Annotated in this window: 25 protein-coding genes; 11 read left to right on the top strand and 14 right to left on the bottom strand. The window is 53.4% G+C overall.

Annotated elements, in window-relative coordinates:
* Positions 1-13 precede the first annotated feature (13 nt).
* From LG301_RS14005 to hemN, 6 genes are all read right to left on the bottom strand, one after another.
* Positions 14-835 (bottom strand): peptidylprolyl isomerase, encoded by an 822-nt coding sequence (locus tag LG301_RS14005; protein ID WP_404471764.1) that lies wholly within the window; start codon positions 833-835, stop codon positions 14-16.
* Between the two features lie 40 nt (positions 836-875).
* A complete protein-coding gene (narI, locus tag LG301_RS14010) occupies positions 876-1,568 on the bottom strand; it encodes a respiratory nitrate reductase subunit gamma (RefSeq protein WP_030074546.1) in 693 nt (230 codons plus the stop codon).
* A gap of 12 nt (positions 1,569-1,580) precedes the next feature.
* Complete coding sequence (gene narJ, locus LG301_RS14015; protein ID WP_404471766.1) at positions 1,581-2,378, bottom strand: nitrate reductase molybdenum cofactor assembly chaperone; 798 nt, start codon at positions 2,376-2,378, stop codon at positions 1,581-1,583.
* Positions 2,371-3,933: a nitrate reductase subunit beta gene (gene narH, locus LG301_RS14020; RefSeq protein WP_404471767.1), complete on the bottom strand. Its 1,563-nt coding sequence runs from the start codon at positions 3,931-3,933 to the stop codon at positions 2,371-2,373. Before narH ends, narJ begins: the two co-directional genes overlap by 8 nt.
* Positions 3,930-7,712 carry a nitrate reductase subunit alpha gene (locus LG301_RS14025; protein ID WP_404471768.1) on the bottom strand — a complete coding sequence of 1,261 codons (3,783 nt, stop codon included), beginning with the start codon at positions 7,710-7,712 and terminating at the stop codon, positions 3,930-3,932. Before LG301_RS14025 ends, narH begins: the two co-directional genes overlap by 4 nt.
* A 174-nt stretch (positions 7,713-7,886) precedes the next feature.
* Complete coding sequence (gene hemN, locus LG301_RS14030; protein ID WP_404475276.1) at positions 7,887-9,272, bottom strand: oxygen-independent coproporphyrinogen III oxidase; 1,386 nt, start codon at positions 9,270-9,272, stop codon at positions 7,887-7,889.
* Between the two features lie 202 nt (positions 9,273-9,474).
* Between hemN and LG301_RS14035 the strand changes: the two genes are divergently transcribed.
* The 3 genes from LG301_RS14035 (at position 9,475) to LG301_RS14045 (ending at position 12,005) form a co-directional block, all read left to right on the top strand.
* The gene (locus tag LG301_RS14035) at positions 9,475-10,470 is read left to right on the top strand and encodes a peptidase U32 family protein (RefSeq protein ID WP_030074557.1); all 996 of its coding nucleotides are present in this window, start codon (positions 9,475-9,477) and stop codon (positions 10,468-10,470) included.
* Positions 10,471-10,479: 9 nt separating this feature from the next.
* Positions 10,480-11,394, top strand: a complete 915-nt coding sequence (locus LG301_RS14040) for a U32 family peptidase (RefSeq protein WP_404471769.1) — start codon at positions 10,480-10,482, stop codon at positions 11,392-11,394.
* Positions 11,395-11,558: 164 nt separating this feature from the next.
* Positions 11,559-12,005 (top strand): Rrf2 family transcriptional regulator, encoded by a 447-nt coding sequence (locus LG301_RS14045; protein WP_404471771.1) that lies wholly within the window; start codon positions 11,559-11,561, stop codon positions 12,003-12,005.
* A 39-nt stretch (positions 12,006-12,044) separates the two neighbouring features.
* Here LG301_RS14045 and LG301_RS14050 read toward each other — a convergent pair whose 3' ends face one another.
* Positions 12,045-13,268 carry an NnrS family protein gene (locus LG301_RS14050; RefSeq protein ID WP_404471772.1) on the bottom strand — a complete coding sequence of 408 codons (1,224 nt, stop codon included), beginning with the start codon at positions 13,266-13,268 and terminating at the stop codon, positions 12,045-12,047.
* 166 nt (positions 13,269-13,434) lie between these two features.
* Between LG301_RS14050 and hmpA the strand changes: the two genes are divergently transcribed.
* A complete protein-coding gene (hmpA, locus tag LG301_RS14055) occupies positions 13,435-14,607 on the top strand; it encodes an NO-inducible flavohemoprotein (RefSeq protein WP_404471773.1) in 1,173 nt (390 codons plus the stop codon).
* Between the two features lie 68 nt (positions 14,608-14,675).
* Here the strand turns inward: hmpA and LG301_RS14060 are convergent, their stop codons facing one another.
* From LG301_RS14060 to LG301_RS14075, 4 genes are all read right to left on the bottom strand, one after another.
* Positions 14,676-15,173: an SCP2 domain-containing protein gene (locus LG301_RS14060; protein ID WP_051690206.1), complete on the bottom strand. Its 498-nt coding sequence runs from the start codon at positions 15,171-15,173 to the stop codon at positions 14,676-14,678.
* Positions 15,174-15,300: 127 nt separating this feature from the next.
* Positions 15,301-15,687: a SirB2 family protein gene (locus LG301_RS14065; RefSeq protein ID WP_404471774.1), complete on the bottom strand. Its 387-nt coding sequence runs from the start codon at positions 15,685-15,687 to the stop codon at positions 15,301-15,303.
* Positions 15,688-15,696: 9 nt separating this feature from the next.
* Positions 15,697-16,089 (bottom strand): ribonucleotide reductase subunit alpha, encoded by a 393-nt coding sequence (locus LG301_RS14070; RefSeq protein ID WP_404471775.1) that lies wholly within the window; start codon positions 16,087-16,089, stop codon positions 15,697-15,699.
* A gap of 42 nt (positions 16,090-16,131) precedes the next feature.
* Entirely contained in the window at positions 16,132-16,701 is a 570-nt protein-coding gene (locus LG301_RS14075) for a hypothetical protein (protein ID WP_404471776.1), read from the bottom strand.
* A 176-nt stretch (positions 16,702-16,877) separates the two neighbouring features.
* Here LG301_RS14075 and LG301_RS14080 point away from each other — a divergent pair, with 176 nt between their 5' ends.
* From LG301_RS14080 to LG301_RS14100, 5 genes are all read left to right on the top strand, one after another.
* Complete coding sequence (locus LG301_RS14080) at positions 16,878-18,794, top strand: type IV pili methyl-accepting chemotaxis transducer N-terminal domain-containing protein (protein WP_404471778.1); 1,917 nt, start codon at positions 16,878-16,880, stop codon at positions 18,792-18,794.
* Positions 18,794-19,462 (top strand): two-component system response regulator NarL, encoded by a 669-nt coding sequence (gene narL, locus LG301_RS14085; protein WP_030074577.1) that lies wholly within the window; start codon positions 18,794-18,796, stop codon positions 19,460-19,462. The genes LG301_RS14080 and narL overlap by 1 nt, the downstream gene beginning before the upstream one ends.
* Before the next feature lie 237 nt (positions 19,463-19,699).
* Complete coding sequence (locus LG301_RS14090) at positions 19,700-21,292, top strand: antiporter (protein ID WP_404471779.1); 1,593 nt, start codon at positions 19,700-19,702, stop codon at positions 21,290-21,292.
* Between the two features lie 80 nt (positions 21,293-21,372).
* Positions 21,373-21,831, top strand: a complete 459-nt coding sequence (locus tag LG301_RS14095; protein ID WP_030074581.1) for a universal stress protein — start codon at positions 21,373-21,375, stop codon at positions 21,829-21,831.
* Positions 21,832-21,871: 40 nt separating this feature from the next.
* The gene (locus tag LG301_RS14100; protein ID WP_404471780.1) at positions 21,872-23,365 is read left to right on the top strand and encodes an MFS transporter; all 1,494 of its coding nucleotides are present in this window, start codon (positions 21,872-21,874) and stop codon (positions 23,363-23,365) included.
* Between the two features lie 88 nt (positions 23,366-23,453).
* Here the strand turns inward: LG301_RS14100 and LG301_RS14105 are convergent, their stop codons facing one another.
* Positions 23,454-23,774, bottom strand: a complete 321-nt coding sequence (locus LG301_RS14105; protein ID WP_404471782.1) for a carboxymuconolactone decarboxylase family protein — start codon at positions 23,772-23,774, stop codon at positions 23,454-23,456.
* Between the two features lie 556 nt (positions 23,775-24,330).
* Here LG301_RS14105 and LG301_RS14110 point away from each other — a divergent pair.
* Both LG301_RS14110 and LG301_RS14115 read left to right on the top strand, forming a co-directional pair.
* Positions 24,331-24,897, top strand: coding sequence for a YIP1 family protein (locus LG301_RS14110; protein WP_404471783.1), 567 nt, complete (start codon positions 24,331-24,333; stop codon positions 24,895-24,897).
* A 211-nt stretch (positions 24,898-25,108) separates the two neighbouring features.
* Positions 25,109-25,324: a helix-turn-helix domain-containing protein gene (locus tag LG301_RS14115; RefSeq protein ID WP_404475278.1), complete on the top strand. Its 216-nt coding sequence runs from the start codon at positions 25,109-25,111 to the stop codon at positions 25,322-25,324.
* On the opposite strand, the gene LG301_RS14120 is transcribed toward LG301_RS14115, so the two are convergent.
* A complete protein-coding gene (locus tag LG301_RS14120; protein WP_404471784.1) occupies positions 25,276-25,416 on the bottom strand; it encodes a hypothetical protein in 141 nt (46 codons plus the stop codon). The genes LG301_RS14115 and LG301_RS14120 overlap by 49 nt on opposite strands.
* Positions 25,417-25,696: 280 nt before the next feature.
* Positions 25,697-26,020, bottom strand: a complete 324-nt coding sequence (locus LG301_RS14125) for a hypothetical protein (RefSeq protein ID WP_404471785.1) — start codon at positions 26,018-26,020, stop codon at positions 25,697-25,699.
* Between the last annotated feature and the right edge of the window lie 39 nt (positions 26,021-26,059).

Below are 26,059 nucleotides of genomic sequence, written 5' to 3' on the forward strand. Positions count from 1 at the left end.
CCTATTCGCTTTCCTACTGCATCAAACTGCCGCCAGCATCGTCATCCAGAACAATGCCTTCGACGCCAATCTCGCTTTCCAACGCCAGCAAATAGTGGCGTAACGCCCGTCGGGTCGCCTGCTCGCGCAGACTATGACGTACCCGGTCAACCACCTGCTCAAACGGCAATGCTCGCCCTTCACGCCGCTCGTCGATACTGACAACGTGCCAGCCATAACGGGAAGCTAAGGGGCGCTCGTGAAGCCCTTCGGGTAAGTGTTGTAAAGCTCGGTCCAGTTCTGGGACGGTCTGCCCCGTCACCAGCCAGCCCAAGTCGCCATCCATTTCTTTCGAGGGGCACGCGGAGTGGTGTTGGGCAAACTCAGCAAAACGTTCTGGGATCTCCGTGAGTTGTTTAATCAGCTTCTCACCCAGCTGGCAGGCATCGTCGCGCCCTTGTGAATCATCGGGCGCCGCTGCCAGCAGAATATGCCTAACGCGCAGCTGGGATGGTTCGCTAAAGCGCTCACGATGGGTATCAAAGAAGCGTCGGCAATCGGCCTCTTCCGGTTCAGGTACCGGTAGCTCCTGTTCAAGCAAGGCAGCCATCGCAGCGTCTTCTTGAGCTTCTGCGTGGTCTTCAACTGACAGCAAACCTCGCTCAATGGCACGTTGGCGCAGCAGTTCTTTAACCACCAGGGCACGGGCAGCCTGAACCTGAGCCTCCCCCGCCGTATCGGCGGGGTGGTACTGCATTTCTAACGCTATCGTTTCTTCATTGATAGCGACGTTGCCGACACGCACCGGCGGTGGGGTAACGCCCCCCGGTAGCTGTTCAATATCAATCATCTGCATGTTGTTTCTCCTCTACGCCTGGGCAAATACAGGCCAGTTTTCAGCCGCGACGGCGAACCAGCTGGTACCGACGGGTGATATAACCGAACGGCACGCTCCAGACGTGAACCAGACGGGTGAAGGGGAAGAGCAGGATGATGGTCAGGCCCACGAAGATATGCAGCTTGTAGATCCAAGAGACCTCTTCCATATAGCTGGCAGCGCCGCCGCCGAAGAAGACGATTGCCTGGGCCCAACTGGCTAGCGTGACCATCATTTCACCGTCCATATGGCCCAACGAGAAGAAAATGGTGACCATGCCTAATGACGCCTGGAAAACAATCAGCCCCAGGATCGCGGTATCCATCACGCTGGAAGAGGCGCGCACCCGCGCATTAGCGATACGGCGATACAGCAACATAGCGCCTCCCACTACACACATGGCGCCGGCAATACCACCGATCACAATAGCCAGCAGTTGCTTGGTGCCAGCATGAAGGAAAGGCTCGTAGACCCAATGCGGCGTCAGCATGCCGACCAAGTGACCGAAGAAGATGACGATGATGCCGATATGGAACAGGTTGCTAGCCAGGCGCATGTTTTTTGATGACAGCATTTGGCTAGAACCGGTCTTCCAAGTGAACTGGCCATGGTCGTAGCGCATTAGGCTACCGATCAAAAACACCGTCCCCACCAGATAAGGGTAGTAACCGTAGATTAGGTGATTTAGATAAAGCGCAATCGCGTCTAACATGATGATTCTCCTTTAACGATTGGCATGGTGTGCGTTGGTGGCAGGCATGATACGTACCGGCTGACTCTGAACCGTATGTTTGCGCTCGGCCAGACGACGGCCTTCGGCAGACTGCAGTGCACAATCCTCGTCTGAGCTAGCAGAGAAGCGCACCGCTTCCTCTTCCCATACTGCATCTAGCGCTTCAGGAGTGTTGTCGGGTGCTTCTTTTTTAACCTGGGGACGGTGCTCTTCTACATCGCCTTCAGCGCCCACTAACGCCAATAGCGATAGCGGCACCAGGGCGTGATCAGACCCTCGCTCTTCCAACCGAGCGGTAAGCAACGCCAGGATGTGACGTATTTCACCCAGCCAGCGGCCAATCTCCGTCTCATCGCACATCGAAAGGTATTCAAGGAACACCGGCAGGTGGTCGGGCAGTTCTCGGGCATCTAGCTCGAAACCAGCGGCACTGTACTCGGCCATAAGATCTACCATGGCTTGACCACGATCGCGGGATTCACCATGCACATGCTCGAACAACAGCAAAGACGTGGCGCGGCCTTTGTCGAACATGGCCACGTACTCAGCCTGCAGCTCAAGCAAATCGCCATCGTGAAGGCGCTGACACCAGTCCATCAACGAGGATTTGAGGGCCGCTCCCAGGCGGCGCTCGGCATTGAGAATTTCGATGAGCTCGCCGCAGGCATCCTGCAGTTCCTGGGTCGGGTAATCGAGCAGGCGGGCCAGTACGCGTAGGCTACGCATACCCTGTAGCGGCTCGAACGACGGCTCTACCGGGGTCGACGATTGGATAGCGGCTTCAGTCATGACGAGACTCCTCAAGCTTTGGTTGCGGGTCGAAGACCTCTACCGGTTTTACCAACACGCTGGTCTGCTTACGGCCATTAAATAGATTGGGCTGGCTCTCACCGTGGCAACCATCACCAAAGGTGAAGCCACAACCACCCCGCTCGGGGAAGGCTTCGGTGGCCATTTCGCGGTGGCTGGTGGGGATCACGAAACGATCTTCGTAGTTGGCAATCGCCAGGTAGCGATACATCTCTTCCACCTGAGCGACGCTGAGCCCCACCGCATCCAGCACCTCGGCATTTGGCGTGCCATCTACGTGCTTGCCGCGCATGTAAACGCGCATCGCCATTAAGCGCTTGAGTGCCAGCACCACAGGCTCTTCCTCACCGGCAGTCAACAGATTGGCCAAGTACTTCACCGGAATACGCAGCGATTCGATCTTGGGCAGGATGCCGTCAAATTCTACGTGACCGGCTTCAGCGGCAGACTGAATCGGCGATAGCGGCGGCACGTACCACACCATCGGCAGCGTGCGGTATTCAGGGTGCAGCGGCAGCGCCAACCCCCAGTCAATAGCCATCTTGTAGACTGGCGATGCCTGAGCCGCTTTGATGACGTTGTCCTGAATGCCATCTTTTTTCGCTTGGGCAATGACTTCCGGATCATGGGGATCAAGGAAGATGTCGCACTGACGATGGTAAAGGTCACGCTCATCCGGCGAGCTGGCGACTTCTTCAATACGGTCAGCGTCATACAGCAGCACGCCCAGGTAACGAATGCGGCCGACACAGGTCTCAGAGCAGATGGTCGGCTGACCCGCCTCAATACGCGGATAGCAGAAGATGCACTTCTCGGACTTACCGGTTTTCCAGTTGTAGTAGATCTTTTTATAGGGGCAGCCAGAAATACACATCCGCCAGCCGCGGCACTTGTCCTGGTCGATCAGAACAATGCCATCCTCTTCCCGCTTGTAGATCGCACCGCTTGGGCACGAAGCTACACAGGTGGGGTTTAAACAGTGCTCGCATAAGCGCGGCAGATACATCATGAAGGTGTTTTCAAACTGGCCGTAAATATCCGCCTGCACCTTGTCGAAGTTGGCATCTTTACGTCGTTTGGCGAACTCAGTACCGAGGATCTCCTCCCAGTTGGGTCCCCATTCGATCTTCTTCATACGCTCGCCAGAAATCAGCGAACGAGGGCGTGCCACCGGCTGATGCTCACCGATTTTGGCGGTATGCAGGTGCTGGTAATCGAACGTGAACGGCTCGTAGTAATCGTCCATATCGGGCAGATCAGGATTGGCGAAAATATTCGCCAATACCCGCCACTTGCCGCCGATGCGTGGCTCAATCCGACCATCGGTACGGCGCATCCAGCCGCCCTTCCATTTAGCTTGGTTCTCCCACTCTTTGGGGTAGCCAATGCCGGGTTTGGTTTCAACGTTATTGAACCAGGCGTACTCCATACCTTCGCGGCTGGTCCAGACATTTTTACAGGTCACCGAACACGTGTGGCAGCCGATACACTTATCTAAGTTGAGGACCATGCCTACCTGGGAACGAATCTTCATTTCACGGCCTCCTGAACGCTGTCATTGCCTTCGCCATCCAGCCAGTCAACGTGTTTCATCTTGCGTACCAACACGAACTCGTCGCGGTTAGAGCCGACAGTGCCGTAGTAATTAAAGCTGTAAGAGAGTTGCGCGTAGCCACCGATCATATGGGTTGGCTTGGGGCACACCCGGGTAACCGAGTTATGGATGCCGCCGCGGGTGCCGGTAACCTCAGAGCCGGGCACGTTTACCTGGCGCTCCTGAGCGTGATACATCATCACCATGCCGTCTTTGACGCGCTGGCTAACTACCGCCCGCGCCGCAATAGAGCCATTGGCGTTGTAAACCTCGATCCAGTCGTTGTCCTCAATATCAATCGAAGCGGCGTCTGCCTCGGACAGCCACACCACCGGGCCACCACGGTTAAGTGTCAACATCATCAAGTTGTCGGAATACGTGGAGTGGATCCCCCACTTCTGGTGCGGCGTAATAAAGTTCAGCGCCTTGCTCTTAAAGCCGTTATCAGCAGGCAGCGTGAAGCCTTTGGCCGCCTTGGTATCGATAGGCGGACGATAGACCAGCAGGCTTTCGCCGAAAGCACGCATCCAAGCATGATCTTGATAGAACTGCTGACGGCCGCTCACGGTACGCCATGGAATTAGCTCATGGACGTTGGTATAGCCCGCGTTATAGGAGACGTGTTCATCCTCAAGACCCGACCAGGTGGGGCTGGAAATGATCTTGCGTGGCTGAGCAACGATATCGCGGAAACGGATTTTCTCGTCATGCTTCGGCGTTGCCAGGTGGGTATGATCGCGCCCGGTAATTTTGGAGAGCGCGTCCCAGGCTTTTACCGCCACCTGACCATTGGTTTCCGGCGCGAGGGTCAGAATCATTTCAGCGGCATCGATCGCACTGTCGATCAGCGGCCGCCCTTTATGCGGGCCATCCAGCTTGCGATGGTTAAGTTTTCCTAATAGCTCGACTTCATCGTCGGTGTTCCAGGCAATGCCCTTGCCGCCATTGCCAATACTTTCCAGCAGCGGCCCTACAGAGGTAAAGCGCTCGTAGGTCTCGGGGTAGTTGCGCTTAACTTCAATCAGCGACGGCATGGTTTTACCAGGAATCGGCGCGCATTCGCCCTTCTTCCAGTCCATCACCGCTGGCTGAGCCAACTCTCCTGGCGAGTCGTGCTGCATCGGTAGGGTAACCAGATCGGTTTCCTCGCCCAGGTGGCCGACACACACTTTAGAGAACGCTTTAGCAATACCCTTGTAAATATCCCAGTCGCTGCGCGATTCCCATGCCGGATCAGTGGCGGCGGTCAGCGGGTGGATAAACGGGTGCATATCAGAGGTATTGAGGTCGTCCTTCTCGTACCAGGTCGCCGTGGGCAACACGATATCCGAGTACAGGCAGGTAGTGGACATGCGGAAGTCCAGCGTCACCAGCAGGTCGAGCTTGCCTTCTGGCGCTTCGTCACGCCACACGACTTCTTCAGGCTTCTGACCACCGAAGTCGCCCAAGTCTTTGCCTTGAATGCCATGGCGAGTACCCAGCAGGTACTTGAGCATGTACTCGTGGCCTTTACCGGAGCTGCCCAGTAGGTTTGAGCGCCAAATGAACATATTGCGCGGGAAGTTCTCTGGCGCGTCCGGGTCTTCCGCTGCAAAGCGTAGTTCACCGCTCTTGAGCTGCTGCACCGCATAGTCGGCGGTAGACATACCCGCAGCTTCGGCTTTTTTGGCGAGGCGTAGCGGGTTAGTGTCCAACTGAGGTGCTGACGGCAGCCAACCCATACGCTCAGCGCGCACGTTAAAGTCGATCAAACTGCCTGGGTAATCCTCAGCCTTGGCTAACGGTGAAAGAATCTCTTTGATCTCAAGCTTTTCATAGCGCCACTGGGAAGAGTGGTTATAGAAGAATGAGGTAGAGTTCATGTGGCGCGGCGGGCGCTGCCAGTCTAGGCCGAAGGCCAGTGGCGTCCAGCCAGTCTGCGGGCGCAGTTTTTCCTGACCCACGTAGTGGGCCCAACCACCACCGCTCTGACCAATACAGCCACACATAACCAGCATGTTAATCAGGCCACGGTAGTTCATGTCCATGTGGTACCAGTGGTTCATACCGGCACCGACGATGATCATGCTACGACCGTTGGTTTTGTTAGCGTTGTCAGCAAATTCACGGGCAATACGGGTGCACTGCTCTGCCGAAACACCGGTGATTTTTTCCTGCCATGCGGGGGTATAGGGACGAACCTGGTCAAACGAGGTCGCGCCATCATCTTCGCCATCACCGGCAAAGCCACGGTCGATGCCGTAGTTAGCACACATCAGGTCAAAGACGGTGACCGCCAGCATCTCGCTGCCATCCGCCTTCTTCAAACGTTTGGCGGGCAAGTTGTGGAACAGCAGGTCATCGGCAGCGCCAACACCAGACCCTTTGACGTGCTCAAAGTGCTCGTGCTCAATGCCACCGAAGTAAGGGAACGCCACGCGTGCAACGCTATCGTGGTGAGCTGCTAAGCTGAGGAGCGGCTTGATCTCAGTGCCCGCAGCATCCAGCGATTCCAGGTTCCATTTACCGATTTCATCACCAGTTTCACCCCAGCGGAAACCAATAGAGCCACGCGGCACTACCAGCTGATCGCGGGTTTCGTCCCAGGCAACGGTTTTCCATTCAGGGTTGTTTTCCTGATCCAGGGCGGCATCAAAATCACTGGCCCGCAATTGGCGGCCCGGCGCGAAACTGCCATCCGCACGCGCTTCTAGTTCCACCAGGAACGGCATATCGGTATAGCGGCGCACGTAGTCAGTGAAGTAGGCACTGGGGTTGTCGAGGTGGAACTCTTTGAGAATGACATGCCCCATGGCCATGGCTAGCGCGGCGTCGGTGCCCTGCTTGGCAGAGAGCCACTCGTCGGTGAGCTTGGAGACCTCAGCGTAGTCCGGCGTAATCGAGACGGTTTTGGTGCCTTTGTAGCGCACTTCGGTAAAGAAGTGTGCATCCGGGGTACGCGTCTGAGGGACGTTGGAACCCCAAGCGATGATGTAGCCGGAGTTATACCAATCGGCAGATTCAGGTACATCGGTCTGCTCGCCCCAGGTCATGGGCGACGCGGGAGGCAAGTCGCAGTACCAGTCATAGAAGCTCATGCAGACACCACCGATCAACGACAGGTAGCGGCTGCCGGCCGCATAGCTGACCATCGACATGGCGGGAATTGGCGAGAAGCCGATGATCCGGTCAGGGCCATACTGTTTGGCGGTGTAAACGTTCGAAGCCGCCACCAGCTCGTTTAGCTCGTCCCAGTCACCACGCACAAAGCCACCCATGCCGCGAGCACGCTTGTACTGCTTTGTCTTGGCGGGGTCTTCAACAATCGACGCCCATGCATCGACCGGGTCGGGATGCGCCTTAAGCGCTTCGCGCCATAGCGCCAGTAGTGGCTTACGAACCAATGGGTACTTAAGACGGTTGGCGCTATACATGTACCAGGAGTAGCTGGCACCGCGTGGGCAGCCACGCGGCTCATGGTTGGGCAGGTCGGGGCGGGTACGGGGGTAGTCGGTCTGCTGGGTCTCCCAGGTTACCAGACCGTTTTTAACGTAAATTTTCCAGCTACACGAACCGGTGCAGTTAACACCGTGGGTGCTGCGGACCACTTTGTCGTGCTGCCAGCGGGCACGATAGCTATCTTCCCATTGGCGGGATTCGCTGCGCAGTTCACCGTGTTCGTTGGCGAAGGGCTCGCGGGCCTTGCGGAAGAAATTCAGCCGATCTATGAAGTGACTCATGGTCGATCTCCAGGCTCCTCGGAAATTTGCATTACCCGTCAGGCGGGTTCCATAGAGAGGAGTCTGCGCGATCGACACCAGAATTACTGCGTGATTACCTCCATATACACCCTATCTACCCCCAAGGTGATAGAGCAGAAAACGTTAAGGAATAGACACTGGCTACCCATGTCATTATACGGTTCGCGAGTAGCGATTTTCCTTCGGCGTCAGGTAAGCATCAAACGCCATGGCGAGATTGCGGATCATTAACCGGCCCGCAGGCAACACCTCGATTTCATCGTTGCGCAAGGCAATCAAGCCATCGTCGGCCATCTCTCCCAGCTCCTTCAATGCCTTGGCGAAGTAACTGCCAAACTCAATGCCGTGGCGAGCCTCGATAGCAGCGAACTCAAGATGGCCGTGACACATCAGGGTATTGATGACATCACGACGTAGGATGTCGTCATCGCTGAGGCGATAGCCACGGAAGACCGGTAAACGCCCCTCGTCCAGTCGGTGCTGGTACTGGGCCGTCTCTTTCACGTTTTGACTGTAGGTATCCCCCACCTTGCCGATGGAGGTGATGCCTAACCCAATCATGTCGCAGTCGGCGTGGGTCGAATAGCCCTGAAAGTTACGCTGCAACGTGCCATTTTCACGGGCCACGCTCAGCTCGTCATCCGGCAGAGCAAAGTGGTCCATACCGATGTAGACGTAACCAGCAGCGGTCAGGCGATTGATCGTTAGCTCCAACAGCTCCAGCTTGCGCTCTGGCGGCGGCATATCCTCAGAGCGGATCAATCGCTGAGCCTTGAACAATTCCGGTAAATGAGCGTAGCTATAAGCGGCAATGCGGTCTGGTTGCAGATCAATAATCTTGCTCAGCGTGGTATCAAAACTGGCTACCGTCTGTAGCGGTAGGCCATAGATCAAATCCACACTGACCGATTCAAAGCCGGCGTCACGGGCGGCCTTAACCAGCGAGACCACCTGCTCTTCGCTCTGCACGCGGTTGACCGCTTGCTGCACCTCGTGATCAAAATCCTGCACGCCGAAGCTCAACCGATTGAACCCTAGTGCGAACAGTTCATACACCTGCTCGGGGGTTACCGTGCGCGGGTCTACTTCTAGCGAAAACTCGCGCTCTTCAGGCGCGGCAAAATGAAAGGCATCATCCAATGTCGCCATCAACTCGCCCAACTGAGCGTTACTCAGATAAGTGGGCGTGCCGCCCCCTAGGTGAAGCTGCGTCATTCGTCGCGTGCTATCGAACAGCGCTCCTTGAACGCTAATCTCCTGCTTTAGCCACTGAAGATACTCCGCTGCCCGCTCGGTGTTATGAGTAATGATTTTATTGCAGGCGCAGTAGTAGCACAGGCTTTTGCAGAACGGGATATGTACATAAACCGACAGTGGCTTTGGTTCTTCAGCCTGATTACTGCGCTCGGCGGCGCTGCGGTAGTCATCCTCGGCAAACGCCGCATGAAACTGTGGCGCCGTCGGGTAGGAAGTGTAGCGGGGTCCTGGCCGGTCATACTTTTCTACCAGGGGGCGGTTGAACAACGGCTCGTCTTGCATAATTAACGGAGTCTCTAGCGGTAGGCGCAGCAAGCGCTGGTTAATATTCATACAGTATACGTTTTAAAAAAAACCTGCATCCATCGCATGGCCCTGCGGCGTTCCGTCCCCTTTGAAAGCCTTCTCATAATGACCTGAGTCAAAGGGAGGCAAACAATAGGCGACTACTATGCTCAGGTTTTCATCTTAAGGAGTCTTCGCAATGGAGCTTGTATGCCCTGCTGGCAACTTGCCCGCCTTGAAGCGTGCGGTGGATGAAGGAGCCGATGCCGTTTACTTCGGTTTTCAAAATGCGACGAATGCGCGCCAGTTTGCTGGGCTAAATTTCACCGACAAGCGCGCCCGCGAAGGGATCGACTACGCCCATCAACGCGGCAAACGAATACTTTGCGCGATTAACACCTACCCCCAACCCGATGGCTGGCAACAGTGGACCCGCGCCGTGGATCAGGCGGCCGACCTAGGCGTCGATGCTTTAATTCTAGCCGATATGGGGCTACTTGATTACGCCGCCCAGCGCCACCCCAACGTGGCTCGTCACCTGTCGGTACAAGGGTCGGCCACCAGCCATGAAGCACTACGTTTCTACCATGACCACTTTGGCATCACGCGTGCCGTATTGCCCCGAGTGTTATCTATCACCCAGGTACGTGACTTAGCCAAGCAAACGCCAGTGGAACTCGAAGTGTTTGCCTTTGGTAGCTTATGCATTATGGCGGAAGGCCGCTGCTACCTCTCTTCCTACCTCACCGGCGATTCACCCAATACGCGAGGCGTCTGCTCACCTGCGGCACATGTTCGCTGGGAAGAGACGCCCCAAGGTCTAGAATCGCGGCTTAACAATGTGCTTATTGACCGCTACGCGGAAGGTGAACGCGCAGGCTACCCCACCCTGTGCAAAGGCCGCTTTGAGGTGGGCGGTGAGACCTATCACGCCATTGAAGAACCCACTAGCCTCAACACCCTGGAACTGTTGCCCGAATTGCGTGAACTGGGTATTAGCGCAGTTAAAATTGAAGGCCGCCAGCGCAGTCCCGCGTATGTGTCTAAAGTAGCTGGCATTTGGCGTCAGGCACTGGACCGTCTTGAAGATGCGCCTGGACGCTTTCAACCAGAACATGCCTGGATGGCTGGCCTTGCCGAGCTTTCCGAAGGTGCTACCACTACCTTAGGCGCCTACGAGCGACGCTGGAAATAGGAGCTCTCCATGTCTACCCCGACTCTGCAACTGTCCCTGGGCCCGGTACTGTTCTACTGGACACGAGAGCGCTACGCCAATTTCTACCGCGACGTAGCCGACTGGCCGGTGGAGATCGTTACCCTAGGCGAGACCGTCTGCTCCAGGCGTCGCGATATGAAACTGGACGACTGGCTTGGCATTGGGCGCGAGCTTACCCAAGCGGGCAAGCAAGTGGTGCTCGCCAGCCAAACATTGATTGAATCTGAGGCCGATTTGCGCGACTTGCGCAAGCTCTGCGACAACGGCGACTTCATCGTGGAAGCCAACGACCAAAGCGCCTTACAACGCCTTTCGTGTGCTGGGCTACCGTTTATCGCTGGGGCTGCGCTGAATCTTTATAACCCCGCAACGCTAGGCGTTATGAAGCGCACCGGGATGCAGCGCTGGCAAGCACCGGTAGAAATGTCTAAAAAGGACTTGGCCCAGCTGATCGCCGACTGCCATCAGGCAGGTGTCAGCCAGCCCTGCGAGGTGTTTGCCTACGGCCACTTGCCACTCGCCTGGTCATCACGCTGTTTTACCGCGCGACGCCATCAAACGCCCAAAGATCGCTGCAAATTTGTTTGCCAAAAGTATCCTGAAGGCTTAGTACTACGTTCCCAAGAGTCTCGCGATGTTTTCACCCTCAACGGCATACAAACCCTCTCAAGCGCCTGTCAGGATCTTCGTTACGAACTACCGGACATGGCCGCCATGGGCGTCTCAGTAGCACGCCTTAGCCCCCGGGCGGAAGGTATGGCAGAGATAGTCAAGGCCTTCGACCAAGCCCGCCAAAATAGGCTGCCTCCCCCTGACCCATTAAGCGTGGTGGATGCAGAGATCTGCGACGGCTACTGGTATGGCCGACCAGGCATGGACAATACCCGCACCGTCGCTAGCTAACGCAACGGAAAAGCGCCATCAGGCCAAGGTCGCTTTTCCGTTTAAATGGCCTTGCCGTATGGCAGGGCCACCCGACATTTCACCCCAACAAGATTGCAACCTACTGAACATTCATACAACATACTCTTTATCAGCTTGACTACTCTCGGAGCCACGTAACCTCCATGCAGCTCACTCGATTTACTGATTATTCAATACGCGTATTGATCTTTCTTGCCGCTAAGGGAGAAGAGCGCTCCACCATTCATGAAATTGCCGACACCTTTCAAATTTCGCGCAATCATTTGATGAAAATCGTTCAGGAGCTTAGCCAGAAACACTACGTCACGGCTATTCGTGGCAAAAATGGCGGTTTACTGTTAACGCGTGACCCCGCCACTATTGGTCTGGGAGAGCTGGTGCGCGAGATGGAGCATAGCATGGCGTTAGTCGAGTGCTTTCATAGCGATAATGCCTGCATCATTACTCCCGCCTGTCGTCTTCAACCGATTCTTAAAGAGGCATTATCCGCGTTTCTAGACGTCCTCGACCGCTATACGCTGGCTGACCTCCTGGGCAACCAGCAACCTGAACTGGCGCGTCTTATGCGTATTCCTACCCTCAGCGCTTAGTCCTTCAAAACCAGTCCTTCAAAACCAGCCATTGAAAACCTAGCCCTCCTGCCCATCGACCCGCGCCCGCATTAACGGCAACGTGTAGTGCGCCAGAAAGATAACGTAGGCCACACACCAGAAGGTGATGCTTAGCGTATAAGTCCAGTGGGTGATCTGGGGAAACAGCGCCAACACAGGGGAGCGTATAACGGCCGCTATTAGCATTAACCCTAGCGCTACGCCGATGCCCGGCAAGGTGCGTATTGGCCGACCGGTATGGCCGAGTGACACCCGAGCCATCATGGCTAGCATCATGACACCCATTCCCCCAATGCTTAGCGCATGAATCGCAAGTTCAGTGCGTATTAGCCCCATCAGTGCTAACACCCACATGACAAGCCCCAACAGGATGAAGGCATAGCTGCCATGCAATCCCCATAGCAACGGTTCGCGCCAGCTATGCAGCCCACCCCAGCGTGCCATCCGTAGCGTGTTCGCCAAGGCCGCGAAGAGCATTGTTCCGCCCATGGATGCAACAGGAACGGCAACACCTAGCAAGATGGCCAGTTGCAAGAGTACAACACCGCCGGTACTGCCCAGGGTAGCCACTTCAAGTAGTGGAATTGGCGCTGGTTTGGGGCGCTTGAGACGATTAGCAGTAAACATGGCAATGACCCGCCCGCCAACTAAGGTTATCATCAATGTGATCAACAGCACCGCTAAGTAGGCAGCCTGGCGAATCATCTCGGGATCGCCGTTGATCACCCCCACGTGCATCGCCAGATTCGCCATCGCAAATAGCATAAGCACGGGGACAAAAATTAAATTACGCCACCGTTTTGCGGTCACTACTAGCGTCGCCATAACGATAGCAACGACGGGAAGAAAGGCGAGGTCGACGATCACTATCAGCCACCTCGGTAACGCTACAGAAAAGACTATCGGAAAGGCCATTAGCAGCCTACCTAACAGCCATAACACCACTAACGCGATCAACGGGCCGCCATTTAAGCTCGGTAACCCGGTCCAGTTGCGCACAGCGGTCAAGAGAAAGCCTGCAACCACTGCTGCCGCAAATCCGAATAACATTTCATGTTGATGCCAAAAAATCAGCCCGCCATAGGGGCGTAACAACATGTTGCCGTGCCAAAAAGCTAACCACACCAGCAGAGATAGCACGCTAAACAGCGCGGCCAGTAGGAAGAAAGGACGAAACGCCAGTCGCACCAAGGGGAGCTGCTTACACGTGGAGGCTGGCTGGGATGAGGTAATCGTTGGCATGGCAGAATCCCGACTGAATTACTTGGAAATAGCATTGTGCGCTTTGCAATCTTCAAAAACCATGACAGGTATCAAAAATGCATCTTTTGGCGACACAGGTGGCATTCATCCCTCCTAGACCTTAAGATGCATTTATAAAGCATCTTAAAGAAAAGAGGTATTACCCGTGCTAACACTTGAACAGGAAAAGCTGATTAATGCGACGGCGCCCGTGGTTGCAGAACATCTGGACGCCATTACTCAGCATTTTTATCCGTTAATGTTTACCCGCTACCCTGAGGTCAAACCGCTCTTTAATGAGACTCATCAGCAAAGCGGAGGCCAGCCACGCGCCTTAGCTAACGCGGTATTGGCCTATGTAAAACTACGCAATAACCCTGCTCAAGCACGCGCCACGTTGGCCGTTGTGGTCAGTAAACATGTTTCTTTGGGTATTCTTCCAGAGCAGTACCCCATTGTGGGTGAATGCTTATTAGCAGCCATTGGTGATGTCCTTGGCGATGCCGTTACCCCCGCCATTGCCGATGCGTGGGGAGCACTTTATAACGAACTCGCTGCTCTTTTAATCGATCTTGAAGACCAGCGTTACCGTGAGTTCGAGCAACGACCCGGCGGCTGGCGGGGCACACGCCGGTTTAAGATCGCCAGTACCCAGCAGGAGAGCATCTTAATCCGCTCGTTTATTCTGGAACCCGAAGATGGTGGCAGCGTGGCTGACCATGAGCCTGGCCAATATATCGGTGTGCGCCTGACTATCAACGGTGAACAGGTCTATCGGCATTACAGCCTATCGGATATTCCCAATGGTCGGAGTTATCGCATCTCGATTAAACGCGAAGCAGAGGGGCAAGCCAGCCGTCATTTCCACGATGTCCTGCAACTAGGCGATAGCCTAGAGCTGCTTCCCCCCGCAGGTGATTTAACGCTGGTAGAAGGTGACGAACCGCTGCTGCTTGCCAGCGGAGGCGTCGGTCAAACACCCCTGCTACCCATAGCACGCCATGCGCTGGCGCTAGGGCGCCAGGTTGTCTATTTACACGCTGCCCTAGACGCCGATCACCACGCTTTCAATGGCGAGCTTGACGCTTTAAAAGCGGCCTACCCCCAACGTCTTCAGGCGGTCACTATTCATGAACGCGGAAACCGTGCCGATCATAACGGACGTATTGACCGCTCCTTATTAGCCGACTACCTGCCTGGGCCTATGGCGCGCTGCTATTTTGTTGGCCCCCAGGGTTTCATGACCGCCATTAATAGTGCGCTGGCTGAGCTGGGCATTAGCGCAGACCGCCGCCACTTTGAGCACTTCGGCCCCTCACGTCCCCTCGACGCGGCTTGATAACAAGTGGCCTTGGCGAAGGACCGAGGCCACCTATTAAACATCCAGCGAGGCTGGAGACGATGACATTACGCCCTGCGCGCAAACCTCTCTAGCCCTATTAACACCTCCCCCAAGCGCCCTTGGGCGAAACTCTCTTCACGTCCATCAAGTAGGTTCTTCAGCGTCAGTCCCAGCTCCGTATCGCCTTCAATGACTAAACGGCGCTGAAAAAACAGGCTATCGGGGTCTTCGCGACGCGTCGCCAAACACAAAAATTCGCGCCAGCCCCCACGAATAGTTGCCTCGCCAAGTTCACGGCACACGACCAAACGCTGGGCTTCCAGCGTCAAGCTGAGCGCTATCCCTAAATCGGCAATGGCTAGCGTAATACGCCGCCCTTCTAAAACATCGAACTCCCCTTCTTGAAGAGGCTCAGCAAACGTATGGTTAAGTAAAGACTCGACCACACGCTGCTTGATAATAAAAGGCACCTTCGGATCAAGAAGACGAATCAAATGTTCAAGGTTTATCGGTAGCGGCAGCACTGCAGATGGCCTTGGAACAGCAAACGGTAGCAATGACACTAAACGCACTCCTACATAAAGGAATCAATGGCGAACACCACAGGGGTCTATGTAAACGACCGAGTTCGATGCTAAGCACTGTGAGGGCGCTTAACCCTGATATGCATCAGGAGAGGCGCGGATAACGTCACGCTAACCAGGAAAGTGGGCTGTGGCGAATAGCGGCCCCCACCATATAGGCAAATAAAACGATAGCTACCAGGGCGGCAACCGCACGCGTTTGGGGTGTTTTCCCACGTTTAATCGCAAAGGTTCCAATACCGATATACGCCAGTAATGCCAGCAGTTTGGCGCCAAGCCAAGGAAGCTGCCAGGGCCATACAGAGAGCAGCATGAGTAAGGTGACCCCCAGCCCCAACAGAGCAGTATCGATGAGATGGGGCAGCACCCTAACCCAGCGCGCGTTGAGTCGAGGGCTTTCTAGCACTGACCACCATGCGCGCACGACAAAAAGCGTAATACTCAACACCGCAGCCGTGACATGCAGATGCTTGATGACAAAATAGTACTCCACGGAACATCCTCAGCCAACGTTAACGGCATCGCCCTGATGATCGAAAGCAACGAACGAGGTAATGTTGCCCATTTGTAACGACTCGGTCATTCGCTGAAGCTGACGTTCAACGTCGGCATCATCGGCAGCGTCGTCCATGGCCGCCGCAAATACCAAATCCCATTCAAACCCAGTACGCCGAGACTCCTCAACCAACGCCTCCATACTGCTCAGTTCATCTATCGACTTGTCCACGCAGACGACAGGCACCAGCACACCGCCCTCGCCCTGTTCGAAACGGCGCCGCTGTTCAGCGTCAGGAAAATCGGGTAGCTCAGCGTGAACGAACACAAATAGCAGCCGCTGGGGCTTCGCTTGCTGGCGCGCTTCTTGCAGTAGATCGGAAAATGTCGCTATGGTCATAAAAAGCGCCTTATCGTTAGTTAGTTAAAAGAGTTGATGGCATTATTCAGGTGACTCGACAAACAGCCGTAACAGCAGCATTATCATGATTAATGGAATGAGCAGGCTCAGAGGTGCGGCCCGCCAACCATAGGCTTGAACCACTAAGGGTTCCATGCGTAGAGAAAACCCCACGCCTGCCGCCATGGCCAGGAAGAGCCCTATTAATAAGCATTTCAGGCAGCCAGGCATCCAACCGTTGGCATGGGCGATGCCAGTGGCAATAACAGCACCTCCCAACCCTAACCCCCCTCCTACCAACAGAAACTCACCAGGTTGATTGGCCACCCCAAACCCAATGAGCACCAGCGCCAGCCCCAATAGCAGCCATTGCATCAGGCGGCACGTGTTGTTACGGCGAGCCAACCGCCATGCAGGCCAGGCCAATAGGACACCGCTACCCAGCGGTAACAGCACGTAGACAGGATGAATAGCGAGCAGGGTATACAGTGTCCAGCTGGCTACCGCTAACGCGCTGGCCAGCGGCATCAATAGCATGGCTACCAGCATCTGGTAGCCATTGACTGGCTCTTTTGATGTCTTCAGCGACGAAGGTGGCGTAGGTGAAAGCATGGTGTTTCCCGGCGAGGGTATGAAGACATCAGAAGACGTGCCAGAATTGTCGTTAAATGCCGGGTTTAGGTCAAAAAGCATCGGAGGTAGGCGGGCTAACTCCAAAGTAATAGCCCCCATATCGAGAGCCAGTCAATGCCACACTTTTCTAGCACTTGTGCGTTTTCGAAACCGTCATGAAATTACTGCAACGCTCCCTCGTAGCTCGCATTATTGCGTCTCTGTTAGCAATTAGCGGGATGGCACTAATTAGCATCACCCTAACCATGGCAATGTCCAACAGTACCCGTGGCGATGCTGCTGCCATTAACGTTGCCGGGTCTTTACGCATGAACGCCTACCAGATTATGGGAGCATTGCAGAGCGTCGAGTATGGCCCACAAGAGACGAATGAAGAGCGGCTAAACAGCGTAGAACAGCTCGAAACATTAGTGGCCCGTTTCGATCAGCGGTTGTACAGCGCCGCGTTGGAACAAAGCATCCCCCTTGATGAGCACCATGAGGCTCGTCATCAGCTAGAAAAAATTCAGACCTACTGGCAACGCACGCTTAGCCCTGCTCTTGAAGATGCTCCTACTGGTGATGGTATCGCGTTGGATGCTTTCCATAGCATGATCGCCACCCTAGTCAGCGACATTGAGATCCTCGTAACGCAGCTTGAGAACAGCACCGAAGCGAAGGTAAGGCTGCTGGGCTTGATGCAACTGCTCTTTCTTGTGTTGATCGCCATTGTGGTGTTGATTTCGCTTTACGACGTTCGCCACAATTTGGTGTTGCCATTGCGTCAGCTGATGGTGCTCGCCAGGGAGGCAGCACAACGTAACTTTACACCGCGCTCGCAGATTCGCGGCAGCGATGAGCTGGCCTTACTTGGCGACACCTTCAACACGATGTCTGCTGAGTTGGCCTCCAGCTATGCCGCGTTGGAAGACAAGGTATCGCGCAAGAAACTGGAGCTTGAGCGCAGCAACCAGGCGATGCGGGTGATGCATGATGCCAGTCGTTCACTTTATGGGGGCGGTAATGACCTGTGTTCCAGCGCAGCGCCGATGCTACGTGAATTAGAAGAACTGCTGACACTTGGGCCGATACGACTATCTCTGAACGACCCTTTTGATCAGCGGGAAATGCCCGTCTTAGAAACCCATTCACGCACTCGGCCAGAGTATTGTCGCGATCAACATTGCCATGCTTGTCTGATTGACCCTCGTCCGCTAGAGATCATGGCCAGCGACCAAGCACAATGCTTGCTGTTACCTATCAGCGTAGGTGACACGCTGCTAGGCACTCTGGAGGTGTGGTATCCAAACGAACGCCTCAACGATAGTACGCGTCGGCTGCTCACTATTTTAGCCGACCAGCTCGCCACAGCAGTGTACCTTCAGCGACGCATCGAAGAGGAGCAGCATGTCACGCTGATTAACGAACGAACCATCATCGCCCGTGAGCTACACGACTCGTTGGCTCAGTCGCTATCGTACCTCAAGATGCAGGTCGCTCGACTCGAACGCATGCAGCAAAAAGATGCCACAAAAGAGGCTCAAGCAGCCGTGTTCGATGAACTACGTGTCGGTTTAAACAGCGCCTATCGCCAACTGCGTGAACTACTAACTACCTTCAGGCTTAAGCTTGAAGGGCCAGGCCTTCAATCTGCCTTGCGTCAAACCGTTGATGAATTTACCCAGCGAATGGGGACGACCGTAGAACTGAAATACGATGTACCGCCTTATTTACTGAACCCCAATGAAGATATTCACGTGCTGCAAATCATTCGTGAAGCGCTGGCCAATACTCATAAGCATGCCCAAGCTCATTGGGCGGCGGTTACCGTGCGCTTCGCCGATTCTCAGCTGCTTGTGCGTGTTGAAGATGACGGTATCGGGCTGGAAGACGATAGCTCGCCACCGATGCACTATGGGTTGGTGATTATACGTGACCGAGCGACTACCCTGAATGGAAAACTAAGCATTGCTAACCGCCCCACCGGGGGAACCCGCATAGAGCTTGTTTTTACCCCATTAACTGCTCGCTTGATCCAACAGCAGCCCACTGCGGCTGACTCCGACTCTCATTTTGGTACTGGGGCTTCATAATGACGCTGACAACCGCTAACGATTCACCTGCCAGCCTGCTGATCATCGATGACCATCCACTGCTACGCCGTGGCGTAGCTCAGCTGCTTGAGCTTGAAGATGACCTTGAGTTAGTTGGCGAAACAGGCAACCCTGAAGAGGGCATTGCGCTAGCGCTTTCCATGGAACCCGACCTGGTATTACTGGATTTAAACATGCCGGGCGTGAACGGGTTAGAGGCTTTACGCCGCCTACGAGAAGCTAACTACAGTGGCCGAGTGGTAATGTTTACTGTTTCTGATCACGAAGACGATGTTGTCTCTGCGCTACGCACCGGAGCAGACGGCTATCTACTAAAAGATATGGAACCAGAAGACATGGTTCGCCAACTGCGCCAAGCAGCCCTAGGACGTATGGTGATTAGTGAAAGCCTAACCGCATTGCTGGCCGAAGCGCTGCGTAATCAACGCAATGCGCCCACTACCCCCGACGTTCACAGCCTGACGCAGCGCGAACGAGAAATTCTCCAGCAACTGGCGGGCGGGTTATCTAATAAGCTCATCGCACGCAAATTGGATATTACCGAAGGAACCGTCAAGGTCCACGTTAAGCATCTACTCAAAAAGCTTAACCTACGCTCTCGTGTCGAAGCCGCTGTTTGGGCAGTGCAAGAAGGACTGGATCACTAGCCGACTCTGAGTGGTTACCTCCAAAGACTTCTTGGGTACTTTTACACTGTTTTAATTTTACCCCCTCTGATTTTTTCTCTTTAAAATCAATTAGCTTATCTCTCTCAGCGACTACCTCTCAAGTGGTATGTCGCTGATTTTCGAGCCTTTTCCCCTGGTTTCCCTACTCTCCTCTCAGGCGTATCTTGCCGGTTAATAGCTGTTTGCAGAAAGGTTTAATGCCAAGGGGAAACCGCCATGAGCAAAAGAAACGCCGACATTGAGAAGTGGGATGTCGAGGACGCCCACTTCTGGGAACAAACAGGCAAACGGGTCGCTAACCGCAACCTGTGGATATCCATCCCTAGCCTGCTGATGGGCTTTGCTGTCTGGATGATGTGGGGAATGATCACCACTCAAATGCAAAACCTCGGTTTTACATTTACGATTAATCAACTTTTTTCCCTAACGGCGCTTGCCGGACTTGCTGGTGCCACACTGCGTATTCCAGCGTCGTTTATGATCCGTATTGCTGGCGGGCGTAACACAATTTTCTTAACTACTGCCCTATTGATGATCCCTGCCGCGGGTACTGGGCTTGCACTTATGAACCCAGGCACGCCGTTCTGGGTATTCCAAGCCTTGGCACTACTCTCTGGCATCGGGGGCGGTAACTTTGCTTGCTCAATGAGCAATATTTCTACCTTCTACCCCAGTAAGCAGCAAGGCTATGCCCTGGGTATGAATGCAGGGCTAGGCAATTTTGGCGTTACCACCATGCAGATCGTCATCCCGCTGGTAATGACCGTTGGTATTTTCGGCACTCTTGCTGGTGCTCCGCTAGAGCTGCAAAGCGCCAGTGGCACCTTAATTGGCCGCATCGAAGCAGGTACCGACACATGGATTCAGAATGCTGGCTTTATCTGGCTCGTATTCCTGATTCCTTTAGCGTTCGCCGGCTGGTTTGGAATGAATAACCTGCGCACCATTACCCCCAATCCCGGCTCTCCGCTGGCGGCTTTCAGTAAAATATTAGGGCTCTATGGCGTAGGTTTAGTGACTGCGATCATCGGCATGCTGGCTCTCGGTTGGCTTAATATGTGGATTGCTCTGCCGCTAACCATTGTGCTAACTCTGGTGTTGCTGCGCCTGATTCCAGGCGACATTAAGCCCAATATTCAGAAGCAGTTCGCGATATTTTCCAATAAGCACACCTGGTCAATGACGGTTCTGTACATCCTGACCTTCGGCTCTTTTATTGGCTTCTCTGCGGCACTGCCCCTCTCTATTAACGTTATCTTCGGCAATATGATGGAAGTGGCCGCCGATGGCTCACTCACCCGCGTAGCCAACCCAGAGGCCCCCAGCGCCTTAACATGGGCTTGGATAGGCCCCTTTGTAGGTGCACTGATACGCCCGTTGGGCGGTTGGATTTCCGACAAGGTGGGCGGCTCAATCGTCACCCAACTTATCTCTGCGGTTATGGTGGTCGCCTCTATGGCCACCGGCTATGTGATGATGCTGGCCTATAACGCCACTGACCCCAACCAATTCTTCTGGATATTCCTTCTGCTGTTCATTGTGCTATTCGCCGCCAGCGGCATTGGCAATGGTTCAACCTTCCGCAGCATAGGCGTGATTTTCGACCAGCAACAGAAAGGCCCGGTACTGGGGTGGACCTCTGCCGTTGCCGCCTATGGCGCTTTCATCGCCCCTCGGGTCATGGGCGAACAAATTCAAGCCGGCACACCGGAACTGGCTATGTATGGTTTCGCGGCCTTCTACGCGATTTGCCTTGTTATTAACTGGTGGTTCTACCTGCGCAAGGGTGCCTACGTTAAAAACCCCTGACCTATGTTCAGAACCCCTAATCTTTACGCCCGGCGCTAAGCGCCGGGTCTTGATCCCCTACCCCACTGCGGGAGGACACCATGAAAATCATGATCGCCTACGACGGTTCGCGAAACGCTAAGCTGGCGCTTGCTCAAGTCGTCAATATGTTCCGCTGTAACCAACCCCTGTTGGTACTCGTCGGTGTCGTTGAGAACCCTCTCGACGCTACCGACAACAACGAAACGCTCTTTCAACAAGAGCGTGACGAGCTTAAACAGCACCTTCAAGAAGGCGTGACATTCGCTACCGGCGAGGGTTTCGAAGCAGAGCTGCTGCTAGCCGAGGGAGATGCCCGCAAGATGCTGCTGCAAGCAACTCAGAAACTCTCGCCAGACCTGCTGGTGATTGCACGTCATAGCCATCAACCAGACGGTGGCATCATCGCCAAGTCGTTGACGTATTTTGTCGATGAACTCGACTACATGACGTTCGGCAGTGTCAGCTCGTTCCTGGCTCGACGCGCCGAATGTCCTTTATTGATCCTGCCCAGTCCTTGAGCAGCCCTAAACCACCCTTGGGACACAGGATGAGACGCCCATGAAAGTTTCCTCTGTATTCAAGTTTCGCAGCCCTGAAATCCGGGCTTTGCACCTGACCTGGATCGCCTTTTTTATTACCTTTTACGTATGGTTCAACATGGCGCCGCTGGCGTCGAGTATGCTCAAGAGCGTCGACTGGCTGACCCCGGACGACCTCAAGCTATTCGCCATTTGCAACGTCGCGTTGACCATCCCTGCGCGTATTATTGTTGGCATGGCATTGGACCGCTTCGGTCCGCGTCGCGTGTTTTCAGTGCTAATGGTGACAATGTCGATACCGGCACTGGCATTCGCCTTCGGGGATAGCATGACCCAGCTACTGGTCGCCCGCTTAGTGCTGAGTTCGATCGGTGCCAGCTTCGTGGTGGGTATCCATATGACCGCGCTGTGGTTCAAGCCCAAGGACATCGGCTTTGCCGAGGGCTTTTACGCTGGCTGGGGCAATTTTGGTTCCGCAGTAGCGGCCATGTCGCTCCCGACCATTGCTCTTAGCATGTACGGCGGGCCCGATGGCTGGCGTTGGGCAATTGCTCAAAGTGCCATCGTGATGGCGGCTTACGGCGTCTATTACTGGTTCGCGATCACTGATGGTCCTGATGCCAGCTCCCATCGCAAACCACGTAAAACGGCAGCCATGGAAGTGAGCTCTTGGGCCGATATGATCAAGCTGATCATCTGGACCATTCCACTCGTTGGCGTACTCGCCATTCTGGTGTGGCGTATCCAGTACATGGGCTACTTATCGGTCACTGGCGCCACCATCGCCTACCTCGTTATCGTCGCGATTGTGATCTACCAAATTGTACAAATTCTGCGGGTCAACCTGCCAATTTTGCGCAAGGGAGTTCCTGAAGATGACAAGTACTCCTTCAATAGTGTGGCTGCGCTTAACAGCACTTATTTTGCAAACTTTGGCGCGGAGCTGGCGGTCGTATCCATGCTGCCTATGTTCTTTGAGGAGACTTGGGGACTCAATGCCGCCACGGCTGGCCTGATCGCAGCATCGTTTGCGTTCGTCAATCTTGTGGCTAGGCCCATGGGCGGTATGGTATCTGACCGCATGGGTAACCGGCGTTTTGTGATGCTGTGCTACATGTTCGGCATTAGCGTAGGTTTTTTAATGATGGCATTGCTCAATTCAAGCTGGCCGTTAATTCTGGCCATTGCGGTGACCATCGGCACGTCGATTTTCGTGCAGGGAGCTGAAGGAGCTACGTTCGGTATTATTCCCTCCATCAAGCGCCGCATCACAGGGCAAATTTCAGGCATGGCAGGTGCCTACGGCAATGTGGGTGCTGTGGTGTACCTGACTATCTTTACGTTTGTCACCCCCTCGGAGTTCTTCTACATCATCGCTGCTGGCGCGTTCATTAGCTGGGTGATTTGCCTAGTGTGGCTCAAGGAACCTGAAGGGGCATTCGACGATGAGTATTATGTTTCTTCTGTCGATAGAGATATCGAGGAGCGAGCTTTACAAAATACCAAGCATTAAATATTTATGTAATCTTTAGCATCACTGCACTGCTCGATTAGCTTCGAGCAGTGCTTCCGATAACAAAATAAATCCTTTTATCACTCTCTTAGTCAGGATCTGTGATGTCCTCAATCCAAGTTAATGCTGCAACAGCAGTTGGAAATCCGGTGGTAGGAATCGCTAACATAGCTACCTGCTTAAGCTCCTTGGCACTTAAGCCTTCTTCTAAGGCGCGACGAACATGGGAGTGAACAGCCCCTTCGGAACGGGCGCCTATTGCAAGCGAGAGTTTTATCAAACGCCGACTACGTTCATCAAGCGGCCCGGCTTCTGCACACGCTTTACCCAGAGCGGCATAAGTCTCCCATATTTCAGGGTACTGATCAGCCACATCCCCAGCACCAGAAGGCAAATCATGCTTTTTCATAGTGTAATACCTTAATAATTAATAGAATTTTAAAGTATAGATACATAATAGCTAAATGCCAAACATCATACGTCAGAGCTAGTCTTACAATCATCTCAGTTTTCTCTGAGAAGGGTACGTAATGCATACTGACCATATCAAATTTTTATGCGCTGCATTAAGTGTGATAATTCCAAGCATCAAACGTCATACCGGCCTACCAAGGAAGCAATTCAGGCAAATGGGATTCAGAAAAATTCAATGCTATTTAACAACGCTCCTCTCATCAGACAACCACTTCCGCTCTATAACATTTCCATTCAAAGGCTCTCAAAAACAACCTAAGCACCTGTATAAAATATACGAATATTTTAATAAAAATTGGCATACTAATGAATTTCTATATAATTTGGCTGGCCACTTAACAAAACCAAACAGCAACTACATTTAAAAAATCGGACTTATCAAAATAGCCTATCATAAAAATCAATAATTATATTTACCCTAAAAAACTTATTAATAAATATAAGCAATAACAGGATACAATGGACAATGATAACATCCAGAGGAATCTGAAATGAGAACACTCAACTTGCTCAAACTACCATTCGGTCATAGTGAAGGCTGGAAAGAATTACAGAATTCCCACCCTTCCATTCCCTTACTCGCATGGTTGGTAGTTTTACCACTGTCCCTCTTGCCTCCAGTAATGTTCTATTATGCAGGAATTTATTACAGTGAAACATTTCTATATAGCTTTACTGACCGTGAGTTTCGCTTCATCGCTACAATTATATTCCTTGCGGAAATTTTGAGTTTTTTCATTATCGGATGGATAATATATGCTGTAGCCAATAGAGTTGATGAGCTATCTATAAGCTATCAAGATTCCTATTTAATTGCTGCACTAGCACCACTACCTTTATTTGTCTCATCGCTGTCATTATTAATACCAAATTTATTTTTAAATGCGGTGGTTATACTTAGCGGAATCACAATCTCTTGCAGTTTAATTTACCACGGATTAAAAGAACTCTGTTTACATCAAGAATTTGAAATGGCCACCATCTCAGTCACTTACACAATTATTGCTGCTAGTGCCTTAGGGTGGGGTATTCTTCTTTCCATTATTTTTGCTTATTAAATAATTAAAAAAATTTCAACCTGCCACTAGTTTTAACACTACAGTCACCATCAAGCTAAAAACCACGTCAAATTAAACCAACGAATGCGCAAAACCTGGATTCATAGAATAAGCGCAGCACTTTGGATCACAAGGTAGAGGCAGGAGAACCAGTGCCGGTACCCTCTCTGCCTTACCTACCAAAGTGAAGTAGAGCACGTGATACCGATTACTGACCCAAAGCCAACGATACCCAGTTTTTGCCTATCTTGAGACCGGCATTAGCCAGCGCCAGATCGCTAATGCCGTTGGCATTCACAGCAGCACCATTAGCCGCGAGATAAAGCGCAACGGGCGGGCCCGTGGTTATGCGCCCGAAAAGGCCCAAACGGCAAGCGATCAGCGACGACGTACCGCCTGGAAAGTGACAAAGCGACGCCCAGTCTGATTCGCTGGGTAACCGGCCAATTGATGGACGAATAGAGCCCTCAGCAAATCAGTGGCTTTACGGCCAATGCCAACGGGGTTTACGTGAGCCATCAATGGGTAATCCCACGAAAAACCAAGGTGCTCAAAAGTAGGATTTTCCGTAAGCTAAACGCAGGGGAGAATCGGATGAAACTGCCTGACTCAAACAAACCGGTCTCCGGAATAACCGGGGCGGTTCACTTGGGTTTGCCCACTTGGATACTGGCACGTTCTTGAATGCTGAGTTCGAGGTATGGTAAGTGACTGCACCTTAGCGAAATGCTGAGGTGCTGCACTCAGTTTCTGCGGCCAAGCAAACGCGCAAAAGGGTGGTGAAACCACTTATCGCACTTTATGAATTACTATCACGGAAATAGTCAGCTGTCGTCACTAGCCCCAGACGATCATCTGTATTCAAGGCTCGCTCTCTGTCGCTATCTTCACCGAACAAATTTTGCACGCGGCGTTCTTGTTTGAAGTAAGCCAGCGCACTAAAGAAACAGCTTTCACACAGGTGAACTTCATAGCGTTCGCCATCGTGTTGAGAGCCATAGCCCCAATGTGCCTTAAGGGTGGCGTACTCAAGATTTTCATCTGTTACACGCGTTGTGGTTAGGCATACATCGCACACCACATCAGTGACAGCCTCGACTTCTACTTTTTCAGTCACTTTCATTGCTCTGCTCCTCGCCTACCTACAATGTGCTCACCGACA

This window comes from Vreelandella venusta (assembly GCF_044809155.1).
Taxonomy (GTDB): Bacteria; Pseudomonadota; Gammaproteobacteria; order Pseudomonadales; family Halomonadaceae; genus Vreelandella; species Vreelandella venusta_B.